Consider the following 12,546-nt stretch of genomic DNA (forward strand, 5'->3'; position numbering starts at 1 on the left):
CGTCGTGGGCGTGTAGTAGGGGGCCAGGGCGGGGAGTTCGTCCCGCCCGGCCAGGTCCGCGACCCGCTCGCAGGCCGCGTCGAAGGCGTGCTCGTACCGGCCGCCGGGGAGCACGCCCTGGCGGGCGGTCCACTCCGGCTCGGCCTCCGGCAGGTGACCGTCGTCGAGCTCGTCCCAGGAGGCGAGGCATCCCGAGCCGAGGAAGTGGTGGTTGCCCAGCGCCTCACGCACGCCCAGGTCGGTGAGTACCGCCGTGGGGATCGCCCGGTGCAGGGACTCCAGCGCGGCCGTCGAGCTGACCGTGACCAGCAGGTCCGTACGGTCCAGCACCTCGCCCATGTGCCCGTAGACCAGGCGGCAGTTGGCGGGCAGTCCGCCGGACAGCCGCCCCGCGAGCTTCTGGTACGGCTGCTCCTCGATGTGCGTGGTGTGCTCGCCCGGCCTGCTGCGCAGCTTGATGAGGACTTCGCGCGAGGGGTGCGCACGGGCGTGTTCCACGGCGCGGCGCAGAAGGTACGAGCGGTCGGCGCGGCTCGCCGGCACCGACGGCTGGGCGGCGAAGACGACGGTGAACGGCCGTCCCGGCTGGGGCCCTTGGTAGGGAGCGCCGCCCAGGAAGGGCAGGGCGCCCTCCGTGACGGAGGAGTCGTCCGCGCCGACCCCGGTGTAGACGGAGCGGAAACGCTCGGCGTCGAAGCGGGAGTTGGCCAGTACGACGTCGGCTCCGTGCCGCAGCAGCAGTCCGTCGGCGAGCTTCTCGTAGACGACGCCGACGTAGCCGGTGACGGTCACGGGGCGGCGCACCGGGCCGGCCGCGCCCTCCCCCGCGCGCCTCGCGCCGGCCATGCCGTGCAGCATCGCCTGCACCGCTCCGCCGACGCAGGCAAGGATCACCACGTCGTACGCGCCCCGGTCGGCTGCCTCCCGTGCGAAGCGCACGCCGCTGGTCTCGCGCAGGGAATCGACCGTGACGCCGACCTCGGCGAGCTGCCGTGCGGTGGGCGTGGCACGGCCGCGCAGGAGCAGCCCGTCGATCCGTGCGTCGGGGGTCAGGCGGCGGGCGGTGAGCGCACCCCATTTCCAACGCGTGTCGGAATCGGCGAGCACCGCCGTCCTCAGCGTGGGCGTGGAATCCGCTGAGCCTTCGGAAAGTGCGGAACGGTTGCGTGATGGCACGTCCAAGACGCTAGAAAGCAATTCCGGAGCGTGGCCCAACGCAAATACAACAGACGGTTAACAGCGCACCGCGGATCGGCCAACCCGGCGGCGCCCGAGGCGGGTTCACCGTCCCGCCATGTGTCGTTCACCGGCGCGTACTCCGCAGGTCACGACGGATGCCGCGGGCGCCCTTAAGGTCAGCCGGGTGGTTAAGCTCTCCGTCATCGTGCCGTTCTACAACGTGCAGTCCTATGCCCCGGAAACCCTTCGAAGTCTACGTGCGAATGCGCGCGACGACACCGAATTCATTCTTGTCGACGACTGTTCCACGGACGGCACCCCAGAGATTCTTGCGGCTGCCGAACGGGATCTCCGAGGGGCCGTTCTCGTCCGGCACGAACGCAACGGCGGTCTCGCCACCGCCCGGAACACCGGGCTCGATGTGGCCCGCGGCGAATACGTGACCTTCCTCGACGGCGACGACTGGCTGGCGCCCGGCTACTACTCCGAGTTGCTGGCCACCGTCGAGCACCTGGGCTGCGACTTCCTGCGCACCGATCACGTGCAGTGCACGGCCCGCGCCCGTACCGTCTCGCGCGTCCCGCACGGCCGCCGCGGCGTGGTCATGGACCCGCGCGAGGCGATCCTGCCCGCCGATCGCACCACCTCCGTCGACTACGCCTTCGCCTGGGCCGGGATCTACCACCGCAGGCTGCTGGACGACGGACTGCTGCACTTCCGGCACGGCCTGCGCACCGCCGAGGACCGGCCGTGGATCTGGCGGTTGCACCGCGAGGCGAAGTCCTTCGCCGTCGTGGGCCTGACCGGCGTCTTCTACCGGCGCGGGGTGGCCTCGTCGCTCACCCAGATCGGAGACGTCCGCCAGCTCGACTTCATCCGGGCCTTCGACCAGGTCATCGACGAGACGTCCAAGGACCGGGACGCGGACACGCTGCTGCCCAAGGCCGTGCGCACCTACTGCGCGATCATCTCCCACCATCTGACCAGCGGAAGGTTCGAGCCGCAGGTGGCGCGCACGCTGCGGGCGATGAGCGCCGCCGCGCTCAAGCGGCTCCCCTCCGACGTGCTCGTGGACGCGCTGGACTCCATGGACACCGAGCGCGCCTCGCGCCTGCGCAGGCTGCGCCGCCGCCCCGCCCCGCTGGGCTCCCGCGTGGAGGAGGCCGCATGAGCGAGACAGCTGACCGAGGCGTTCACCGAGGACGGGCCCCGATGCGCACGCAGATCTTCTTCGCCTCGACGCTGTACGGGGCGGCCACCCTCGCCGCCGCCCTGGACGCCGGGCACTTCCGCGACTCCGACCGCCGGCTGCTGCTGGTGAGCAACAACGCGGCGAACCCCGAGACGACGCCCGCCCTGGACTCCATGCCGGGCTTCGAGCGGCTTCGGGGGCGCTTCGACCGCGTCCTGTCCTGGAACGAGGCGATCAAGCCGTTCCACCCGGGGGGCTGGTCGCCGCGTACGGACGACGTGCCGATGTGGGAGCGCTACGCGCGGATGCTGTGGGGTCTCGGCGACGACGAGATCGAACTCGTCGTGGAGTCCATCCAGGTCGAACCGGCCCTCGCCGTCGCCCGGTTGTTCCCTGACGCGCCGATCGACGTCTACGCCGACGGCCTGATGAGCTACGGCCCCACCCGCAACAAGCTCGACCCGCTGGTCGGCTCCCGGGTGCGGCGCCTGCTCCATCTCGACCTGCTGCCGGGCCTGGAGCCGCTGCTCCTCACGGAGTTCGGCGTCGAGGGCGAGGTCGTCTCCACCGAGGCCTTCAAGTCCGTGCTCGCGGAGCTGGCGGAGGACGTGCCGCCGAGCGTGACCTCGGCGCCCTCCGGACCGGCACTGCTGCTGGGGCAGTACATGTCCGCGCTGGAGATCCTCACTGCCGAGGAGGAGGAGCAGCTGCACGTACGGATGCTGCGCGGCGCCGCTCGACTCGGCCACCGCAGCGTGGTGTTCAAGCCGCACCCCGTCGCACCGGCCCGCTTCTCCCGTGCGTTGGAGAAGGAGGCGGGTGAACTCGGCGTGGAGCTGCTGGTGTTGAACGCCCCGGTGCTCGCCGAGGTGCTGTACGAGCGGATCCGCCCGTCGCTGGTCGTGGGCTGCTTCTCGACCGCGCTGCTGACCGCGGCCTCCTTCTACGGGCTGCGCGTCGCCCGTACGGGCACGGATCTGCTGCTGGAACGGATCGCCCCGTACCAGAACAGCAACCGGGTGCCGGTCACGCTCGTCGACGCGCTGCTGCCGGAGGTCGGCGACGCGACCGCCGTGGGCGCGTGGCGCGCTCCGGACGCGGACGAGGTCGAGCGCGAACTGACCGGTCTGGTACGGGCGGTGGGCTTCTGCATGCAGGCGGAGATCCACCCGGGGCTGCGCACCGAGGCCGAGCGGTATCTCGCGGCGCACCTGGACGCGCGTACCCGCCGCTACTTCAAGCGCCGCCGCCTCACCTCGCTCGCCCTGCCGGGCGCGGTGCCGCGGCAGCTCGCCTTCGTACCCCGCAACCGCACCGTGCGCAGGGTGGCACGGCGCGTACGGGCACTGAAGCGGGCGGCGATGGGCTGAGCGCCCGCGACAAACGGCGGGCCCGGCACCGGAGTCGACGTCCGGTGCCGGGCCCGCCGCAGTGGTGCCGGACTTCTCAGACGACGAGCCAGAGCAGCAGCAGGAAGACCAGTGAGACCACGGAGATCAGCGTCTCCATCACCGACCACGTCTTGATGGTCTGGCCGACGCTCATCCCGAAGTACTCCTTCACCAGCCAGAATCCGGCGTCGTTGACGTGGCTGAAGAAGAGCGAGCCCGCACCGATCGCCAGCACCAGCAGCGCGGACTGCGCGGAGCTCATGTCCGCGGCGAGCGGCGCGACGAGGCCGGCGGCGGAGATCGTCGCCACGGTCGCCGAGCCGGTGGCCAGCCGGATGCCGACTGCGATCAGCCAGCCCAGCAGCAGCGCGGGGACGGACCAGTCCTTGGAGAAGTCGAGGATCATCTCGCCGATGCCGACGTCGACCAGCGTCTGCTTGAACCCGCCGCCCGCGGCGACGATCAGCAGGATGCCGGCGATCGGCATGAGGGACTTCTCGACCGTCGAAGTGATGCGGCCCTTGGTGAAGCCCGCTGCCCTGCCCAGCGTGAACATCGCGGCGATCACCGCCACCAGCAGAGCGATCATCGGCGAACCGATCACGTCCACGACCCGCTGCACAGGGTTCTCGGGGTCGTCGATGACGATGTCCGTCAGAGCCTTGGCCAGCATCAGCACGACGGGCAGCAGGACGGTGGCCACGGTGGCGACGAAGCGGGGACGCCGCTCCAGGTCGTCGGAGGGGCGCTGCGGCACGATGCCCTCGGGCGGCTGGGCGTGTACCCAGTTGCCGGCGACCCGTCCGAAGAGCGGGCCCGCGATGATCAGCGTGGGGATGCCGACCAGCACACCGAGCGCGAGGGTCATGCCGAGGTCGGCCTTCACCGAGTCGATCGCGGCGAGCGGCCCCGGGTGCGGGGGCACCAGGCCGTGCATCACCGAGAGACCGGCGAGTGCGGGGATGCCGATGCGCATCACGGAGAAGTTGCCGCGCCGGGCGACGAGCAGCACCACCGGGATCATCAGCACGATGCCGACCTCGAAGAAGAGCGGCAGCCCGATGATGCCGGCGATCAGCGCCATCGCCCACGGCATCGCGCGCTCGCTCGTCCTGGCGAGGATGGTGTCGACGATCTCGTCGGCGCCGCCCGAGTCCGCGAGGAGCTTGCCGAGGATCGCGCCCAGCGCGATGAGCACGCCGACTCCGGAGACGGTGTCGCCCAGTCCCGTGGAGAAGCTCTCGATGGTCTTGTCCAGCGGGGCCGACGCGACCGCGCCCAGCACGAGCGTGCCGAGGGTCAGCGCCAGGAAGGCGTGGACCTTGAAGCGGGTGATGAGGACGACGATGACGGCTATTCCGGCCAGGGCGGCGATCCCCAGCTGGGCGTTGCCGGCCGAGCTGATCGGATCGATGGGTTCCGGCCCGGCCGCGAGTATCTCGGCACTGAGATGGCGCACGGTTCTTCCTTCTCGACAGACTTACAGGGGAATGGGGGCGGGGCGGTCGACGGGTACGTCGAGATCGCCCCGGTTACGGGGACGCAGGCCCTACGGGCGGACCGGCGCAGCGCGGCCTCCGCGCAGCACGGCCAGCGCACGTTCGGTGACGGTGTCCGGGCCCACCCGTACGGAGACGGCCGCCCCCCGCTCGTCCGACTGCAGCGGCTCCAGCGTCGCGAACTGCGAGTCGAGCAGGCTGGGGGGCATGAAGTGGTCCCGGCGCCGCTCCATGCGCTGCGCGATGAGCGTCCGGTCGCCGGTGAGGTGGAGGAAGAAGACGTGCGGGGCGGCCGCGCGGAGCCGGTCCCGGTAGGCGCGCTTGAGCGCGGAGCAGCTCACCACCCCGCCGACGCCCTCGCGTTCGCGCGCCCAGCCGCCGATGGCGTCGAGCCACGGCTCGCGGTCGGCGTCGTCCAGCGGTGTGCCGGCCGTCATCTTCGCGACGTTCGCGGGCGGGTGGAAGGCGTCGGCCTCCGCGTAGGGCACGCCCATCGCCTCTGCCAGCAGGGCGCCCACGGTGGTCTTGCCGGTCCCGGCGACCCCCATGACGATCACGACCTCGGCGGCCTCACCGTCCCGGGCACTGCCCGTGCCACTCATGCCACACCTCGCTGTCCGTCCTCTTCGACCAGGGCGCGGGCCACTCAACCTCATTACGTCACACGTATTCAATAGGCAGACATCAATTGGTCATACTTAATATGCGGAACGGAGACCCGCCGGCCCGTGGGTAGGCTGAATCCACCGGGGGCGGAGACAACTCAGGAGACCCATGACCAGCCAGGCGGAGGGCCGGGGGCGCGGCCTCCACGCACATCTGCTCGCCGAGCTCGGGCCCGCGATCACCTCGGGCGGTTTCCCGCCGGGCACGGTGCTGCTCACCGACGAGCTCGCCGAGCGGTACGAGGTCTCACGCACCGTCGTACGTGAAGCCGTGCGGGTTCTGGAGTCGATGCACCTGGTGGAGTCGCGGCGCCGGGTGGGCGTGACCGTCCTCCCCACCGAGCGGTGGAACGTCTACGACCCGCAGGTGATCACCTGGCGGCTCGCCGGGAGCGACAGGGCCCGGCAGCTGCGCTCCCTGACCGTGCTGCGCTCCGCGGTCGAGCCGGTGGCCGCCCGCCTCGCCGCCGAACTGGCCACCCCGGAGGAGTGCGCGGAGCTGACCGAACACGCCCTGGGTCTCGTGCGCACCTCACGCGGTGAGCAACTGCCCAACTACCTCGTGCACGACGTCGCCTTCCACCGGGTGATACTGCGCGCATCGCGCAACGAGATGTTCGCCCGGCTCGGAGACGTCGTCGCGGCGGTGCTCACCGGACGCACCGAGCACGAGGTGATGTTCAGCGATCCGCGGCCGGAGGCGGTCACGATGCACGTCCAGGTCGCCGAGGCCGTACGGGAAGGCGACGGCCGAACGGCGGAGAAGGTGATGCGGACCATCACCGAGGACGCGATGGCCGAACTGGACGTGCTCGCACCGTGATTCGCCGGGCCGGCCACGCAGCGGGCCATGCCCGGGCGTGAACCTCAGGCCCCCGTGACCCTGCGCACGACGCGCAGCAGGTACTCCTTCCTGTTGAGCGGGTCGTGGTCCGTGCGCGGCCGGCCGGGGATCGCGCCGCTGACCGGCTGGTAGCGGGCGAAGGCGCACTCCAGAACGCCCTCACCGCTGGTCAACGTAGGCAGCTGCTGCTCCAGTCCGTGGATCCGGGCGGCGGGGATCTCCCCTTCCAGCACGTACGCCTCCCCGTGCGTCGCCGACGTACGGGGAACCGCTCGCAGGTGGGAGAGCACCGGCAGGACGGCCCCGTACGTCTCCGCCGGGATCTCCAACCGGAAGTGATGCAGGGGCTCGTGGACCGTGGTGCCCGCCTGCTTCAGCGCGGCCATCACGACCAGGGGCGTCAGCTGGCGGAAGTCGGCACCCGTGCTCGACATGCTCTTGTCGAAGACGGCGTGCGCGTGGCTCTGCCGCGGCGCGTACCCGGAGTGCGTCATGGTGACCCGGCAGTCGGGGATCTGCCACCCGTGGATCCCCTGGTGCAGGGTCGCCCGCACCGTCTCCTCGACTGCCCTCATGAACGCGTAGGGCATGGAGCCCAGTTCGACGTCCAGCCCGTACTCGACACCGCTGCCGGGCGGGGCGGGTTCGATGCGCAGCCCGACGGTCGCGAGGAACGGGTTGGGCTCCTTGTTCATGATCTCGGCGGCCTCGCCGGGGGCGTTCAGCCGCTCGATGCAGATCGTCGTGGACTCGCGGAACGTCACGTCCAGGCCGAACTCGTCCGCGAGCGTCGACTGGATGACCTCCTTCTGCACCTCGCCGTAGAGCGACACGTGGATCTCAGCACGGAGTTCGTCCTGCCGGAGGTCGATCAACGGGTCCTGCTCGGCGAGTTGAGTGAGCGCCACGTGCAGTGCGCCCTTGTCGGCGGCACGGACGGGTGTGACCACGGTCTCCAGGGTAGGCGGAGCGAAGTGGTGGACCTCCACACTCCCCTTCGGTGTCGCTCCGATCGCGTCACCGATCCTGATGCCGTCCAGCCCCCGCAGCTTGCCGATCTGCCCGGCGACCACCGACTCACGCTGAACGGCCGAGCCCAGCTCGAAGACGCTGATGCCGGTGATCTTTCCTTCCCGCGCGCCTTCGCGGTCACCTGCGTCCGCGTGGCTGCCTGCATCCGCGTCGCCGTCCCGGCCGCCGTCCCCGAAGGGGAGCCGGTCCCGGACGCGGGCCGTGCCCGAGAACATCCGCACGTATGCGATCTTCTGGCCGCCCGCGGCGCGTTCGACCTTGAAGACCGTGCCGGAGACGGGCTCGTCCGGCTTCTCCTCCGCGTGGTCCGCGGAGGGAAGCAGCTCCCTGACTCCGGCGGTCAGGGACTCGACGCCCGCGCCGGTGATGGCCGAACCGAAGAAGACCGGATGGAGAAGTCCCCGCCGGGACTGCTTCCCCAGCTCGTCGCGGAGCCGGTCGTAGGTGATGCTCGCCTCGTCCTCGACGTAGGCGGCGAGCAGCGCGTCGTCGTTCTCGGCGAGGAGCTCCGCGAGCCGGGCCGTGAAGGCCTCGTCCGCGCGGCCGTGTGCGGTGAAGCCGGCGTCGCCGGTGCCGAGTTCGCGTACCGACCCCATCGGGACGGCCGCCGGTGTCAGCTTCTCGCCGATCATCCGCAGCACCCGGCCGTCGTGGGCCCCGCGCCGGTCGATCTTGTTGACGAACAGAAGGGTGGGGATGCGCAGTCGCTGGAGCGTCCGCATCAGCACCCGCGTCTGCGCCTGGACTCCCTCGACGGCGGAGATCACCAGCACCGCGCCGTCGAGCACGCTGAGGACCCGTTCCACCTCGGCGATGAAGTCGGGGTGCCCGGGGGTGTCGATCAGGTTGACCGTCACGTCCCCGTCGATGACGAACGAGACGACGGCGGACTTGATCGTGATGCCGCGCTGCCGTTCCAGCGACAGGGAGTCGGTCTGTGTGCTGCCGTCGTCGACGCTGCCGACCTCGTCGATGACACCGGCGGCGTGGAGAAGCCGCTCGGTCAGGCTCGTCTTACCGGCGTCTACATGCGCCAGGATTCCCAGGTTGAGCGTTTTCACAGAGCGTCATGTCCTCTTGGTGGATGAAAGTTCCTTTCTGGGTGGACATGAACGCTCGCTGCATCTTCTTCTCCTTGGTCCCGGCGTTGCTCTCGCCGGGGAGCACAGCAGAGGCGGCCCGCGGATCACAACCGGTTTTCGACGGCCTCAGCTCTGCGTACGCGGGCCCAACGTGGCGCCGATGCCTGCGATCACGGCGGAAAGCCCCTCCTCGAAGCGGGCGTCGTAGTCGCCGAAGAGGTCGGCGCCCGCCTGCGCCGCGAGGGGGAATTCCGGGCCGAGCGCCTCCGCCCGCTCGGTCACGTCGTACCCCGGGGCGCGTTCGCCCGGCATGGGATGCACGGCCTGCTGCTCGATCACGAAGCCCTCTGTGAAGACGAAGACGATGAAGGAGGCGCGTGCAGCGGCGTCCGGCGAGAAGCCCGCGGCCACCAGCCGCCGCAGGTGTGCCTCCTGCTCCTCGGCGTGCCCGGTGTCGGTGAGCCTTGTGCCCGCGAAGACCTTCGCGCCGTCGCGGTAACGAAGCAGCGCTCGGCGCAGACCCCTGCCCGCCTGCGCCAGCAGCTCCTGCCAGTTCGAGCCGGGGGGATCGCTCCCCTGCCCCCCGCTCATCTCGCGCAGCATCGCCGTGGCCATCTCGTCGAGAAGTTCCTGCTTGTTTCCGACGTGCCAATACAGCGCGGGCGCCTGGACATTCAGCTCCTTGGCCACCCGGCGCAGGGTGAGCCCGTCGAGCCCCACCTCGTTCAGCAGCCTCAGCCCGGTCTCCACGATCTGCGCGCGATTCAGTGCCGTCTGCCCCTTCGACCTTGCCACGTTGACAATTTAACACCGTTAAGCAACTCTCGGGTCATGGTGGAATTTAACAGCGTTAAGGAAGATACGCAGGCCGCCGCCGTGCTTATCGCCGGAGCGGGGCCCGTCGGCCTCGCCCTCGCATGCGACCTCGCCCGCAGAGGTGTGCGGACCCGCGTGGTGGAGCAGGGCGAGTCGCTCTTCCCGGGTTCGCGGGGCAAGGGTCTCCAGCCGCGCAGCCTGGAGGTCCTGGACGATCTGGGCATCGGCGAAGCCGTGATGCGAGAGAGCCGTCCCTATCCGCGCATGCTCCCCTGGGAGGGCGGCACGCAAGGGGAGGCCTTCGACCTCGTGGAGCGGGCAGCCCCCCGGCCGGGCGAGCCGTACAGCGAGATCCGTCTGCTCCCCCAGTGGCGCACCCAGGAGTTGCTGTACGAGCGGCTGCGCTCGCTGGGCGGCGAGGTGGAGTTCGGCACCCGGCTGACCGGCCTGGAGCAGGACGGGGACGGCGTACGGGCAGAGCTCACGGCGCGGAACGGCGGCACCAGCGCGGCATCCGCGGCGTTCCTCGTCGCCGCAGACGGGGGGCGCAGCACCGTACGCAAGGCACTCGGCGTCGGCATGAACGGCGAGAGCGTCGATTCCCGGCCCGCGCTCATCGCCGATGTGCGGCTCGCAGGACTCGGCAGCGAGTACTGGCACGTGTGGCCGCAGGCCCGGGGCGGTCCCCTGGCGCTGTGCCCGCTGGACGGGACCGGACTGTTCCAGCTGGCAGCCCAGTTCACCGACGAGTCCGCACCGCCGGAGAGTTCACCTGACTACGTCCGAGCCCTGGTCGAGAAGCGCAGCACGCTCTCCGCCGGGGACGTACAGGAGGTGCGCTGGGCCTCCTTGTTCCGCGCGAGCGCGGCGCTCGCGGACCGCTTCCGGGAGGGCCGTGTCTTCCTCGCCGGCGACGCGGCGCATGTGCACTCCCCCGCCGGCGGTCAGGGCCTCAACACCGGGCTGCAGGACGCCTACAACCTCGGCTGGAAGCTCGGCCAGGTACTGCGGCACGGCGCCTCGGACGCGCTCCTCGACACCTACGAGGAGGAACGGCTGCCCCTGGCGGCGGACGTCCTCGGCCTCAGCACACGAGTGCACCGCGGCCAGCAGAAGCGCGGCCGCGAGACGCAGCAACTCGACATCGGATACCGCGGCAGTTCCCTCGCCCACGAGCTGCGCGCGTCGCCGGACGGTGAGCTGCGCGCGGGCGACCGGGCGCCCGACGCGCTCGCGGTATCGGCGGCGAGCTCAGGGGAGCAGTCACGGCAGGGCGAACGGCTCCGGCTGTTCGACGAGTTCCGCGGCCCGCACTGGACGCTGCTCTCCTTCGGCAACGCGCGGCTGCCCGGCTCCGTCCCGGCCGGCGTGCGCGCCCGCCGGCTGACCCACACCGAGGAGCATGCCGAACGGGCTTACGGGCGCGGCCTGTTCCTCGTCCGGCCCGACGGGTATGTCGCCGTCGCCGCGGACGAGTGGACGGCTTCCCTCACCGGGCTGCTGCCGGGCCTCGGCCTGCGCTGACGACCGTGAGGGCGCCGCTGCGCTCACTTCCGGCCCGGCGCATGCTCCGGCGGCCGATGCTCGAACCACCGCCGGTCCGCCTCCAGTTGGGCGGCAAGGGAGACCAGCACCGGTTCGGTGGAGGCGGGGCCCAGCAGCTGGGCGCCCAGCGGGAGGCCGGACGTCGTGAACCCCGCGGGCACGTTGACGCCCGGCCAGCCCAGCACGTTCCACGGCCATGCGTACGGGCAGTGGGCGATCATCGTGCGGTCGGTCTGCAAGCCGGAGAGCCGGGCGAGGTCGCCGATGCGCAGGGGCGGCGTCGCGGTGGTCGGCGCGAGGACGACGTCGAAGCGCTGGAAGATGCGCCCGACCCTCCGCTGCAACGGACCCTCGGCCGAGCGTGCCGCACCCAGCAACGTCCTCTCCATAAGACGGCCGGTGCGCGCCGCGCTGCGGGTACGCGGGTCCAGAAGGGCGGGGTCCGGGGCGCGCAGGCTCCACTCCCTGATGCCCGCGGTGGCCCGCGGCACGAAGGCCAGGCCGATCGGCCCGTAGTCCGGATCGGCCTCCTCGACCTCGTGTCCGAGTTCCGCCAGCCGCTCCGCGAGCGCTGTCACCGCTGTCCGTACCTGCGGATCGAGTGACTTCCGCGTCGCGGTCCACGGAGGCCGCAGGGACAGCGCGATACGCAGCCGCCCCGGGTCACGCCCGACGGCGGACGAGGCGTCCACCGGCTCGGGCCGGTGCAGATCGCCGTCCGCGTTGCCCGCGGCCGCGTCCAGCAACAGTGCCGCGTCCTCGACGGTACGGGCGAGGGGCCCGAAGACGGTGATGCCCTTGAACGCCTCCGGATCGGGCAGCGTGGAGATCCTTCCGCGCTGCGGCTTGATGCCGACCAGATGGCTCCAGGCGGCCGGGATGCGGATGGACCCGGCCCCGTCCGACCCCAGCGCGGCCGGCACCAGGCCCGCCGCGACGGCCGCGGCGGAGCCGCCGGAGGACCCGCCCGGCGTGTGCTCCAGGCTCCACGGGTTGCGGGTGTCGCCGAAGGCCGGGCCCTCCGTGAAGGGCCACTGGCCGAGTTCGGGTGAGTTGGTCTTGCCGACGATCACGGCACCGGCAGCGCGCAGCCGCCGTACGGCCTCCCCGTCCGCCACCTTGTCCGGGAAGTCCCCGGGGCAGCCGAACGCCGTCGGCAGTCCCGCCACGTCCATGTCGTCCTTCACCGCGAGCGGCACCCCCAGCAGGGGCCGGCGCTCTCCGCGCTCCAACCTCCTGTCCGCGGCGTCGGCTTCGGCCAGCGCCGCCTCCCCGCGCACGCGGCGGAAGGCGTTCAGCGT

At 71.2% G+C, this 12,546-nt stretch carries 10 protein-coding genes; 4 read left to right on the forward strand and 6 right to left on the reverse strand.

The genetic code is table 11. The features are described from left to right. A partial coding sequence (locus H5J26_RS22010) for a DUF6716 putative glycosyltransferase (protein ID WP_419183832.1) occupies positions 1 to 1,176 on the reverse strand: 1,176 nt, incomplete at its 3' end. A 187-nt stretch (positions 1,177 to 1,363) separates the two neighbouring features. Here H5J26_RS22010 and H5J26_RS22015 point away from each other — a divergent pair. Continuing rightward, positions 1,364 to 2,350, forward strand: coding sequence for a glycosyltransferase family 2 protein (locus tag H5J26_RS22015; RefSeq protein ID WP_181767660.1), 987 nt, complete (start codon positions 1,364 to 1,366; stop codon positions 2,348 to 2,350). 41 nt (positions 2,351 to 2,391) lie between these two features. Next, positions 2,392 to 3,741, forward strand: a complete 1,350-nt coding sequence (locus H5J26_RS22020; protein ID WP_181767667.1) for a polysialyltransferase family glycosyltransferase — start codon at positions 2,392 to 2,394, stop codon at positions 3,739 to 3,741. A 76-nt stretch (positions 3,742 to 3,817) separates the two neighbouring features. Here the strand turns inward: H5J26_RS22020 and H5J26_RS22025 are convergent, their stop codons facing one another. After that, positions 3,818 to 5,221: a GntP family permease gene (locus tag H5J26_RS22025; RefSeq protein WP_181767661.1), complete on the reverse strand. Its 1,404-nt coding sequence runs from the start codon at positions 5,219 to 5,221 to the stop codon at positions 3,818 to 3,820. Positions 5,222 to 5,311: 90 nt separating this feature from the next. Next, positions 5,312 to 5,863: a gluconokinase gene (locus tag H5J26_RS22030; protein ID WP_181767662.1), complete on the reverse strand. Its 552-nt coding sequence runs from the start codon at positions 5,861 to 5,863 to the stop codon at positions 5,312 to 5,314. A 172-nt stretch (positions 5,864 to 6,035) separates the two neighbouring features. On the opposite strand from H5J26_RS22030, the gene H5J26_RS22035 reads away from it, so the two are divergent. Continuing rightward, positions 6,036 to 6,749 (forward strand): FadR/GntR family transcriptional regulator, encoded by a 714-nt coding sequence (locus H5J26_RS22035; protein WP_181767663.1) that lies wholly within the window; start codon positions 6,036 to 6,038, stop codon positions 6,747 to 6,749. 44 nt (positions 6,750 to 6,793) lie between these two features. On the opposite strand, the gene H5J26_RS22040 is transcribed toward H5J26_RS22035, so the two are convergent. Together H5J26_RS22040 and H5J26_RS22045 are read right to left on the reverse strand one after the other, a co-directional pair. Then, positions 6,794 to 8,863, reverse strand: coding sequence for an elongation factor G (locus H5J26_RS22040; RefSeq protein ID WP_181767664.1), 2,070 nt, complete (start codon positions 8,861 to 8,863; stop codon positions 6,794 to 6,796). Positions 8,864 to 9,010: 147 nt separating this feature from the next. Further along, on the reverse strand, positions 9,011 to 9,679 hold the full coding sequence (locus tag H5J26_RS22045) for a TetR/AcrR family transcriptional regulator C-terminal domain-containing protein (RefSeq protein WP_309238017.1): 669 nt from the start codon (positions 9,677 to 9,679) through the stop codon (positions 9,011 to 9,013). Between the two features lie 36 nt (positions 9,680 to 9,715). Here H5J26_RS22045 and H5J26_RS22050 point away from each other — a divergent pair, with 36 nt between their 5' ends. Further along, on the forward strand, positions 9,716 to 11,224 hold the full coding sequence (locus H5J26_RS22050; RefSeq protein ID WP_210771624.1) for an FAD-dependent monooxygenase: 1,509 nt from the start codon (positions 9,716 to 9,718) through the stop codon (positions 11,222 to 11,224). Between the two features lie 23 nt (positions 11,225 to 11,247). Here the strand turns inward: H5J26_RS22050 and H5J26_RS22055 are convergent. Beyond that, positions 11,248 to 12,546: amidase (locus tag H5J26_RS22055; protein WP_181767665.1), on the reverse strand; the 1,299-nt coding region annotated here is incomplete at its 5' end.

The organism is Streptomyces albidus (ex Kaewkla and Franco 2022), assembly GCF_013870515.1.
Taxonomy (GTDB): Bacteria; Actinomycetota; Actinomycetes; order Streptomycetales; family Streptomycetaceae; genus Streptomyces; species Streptomyces albidus.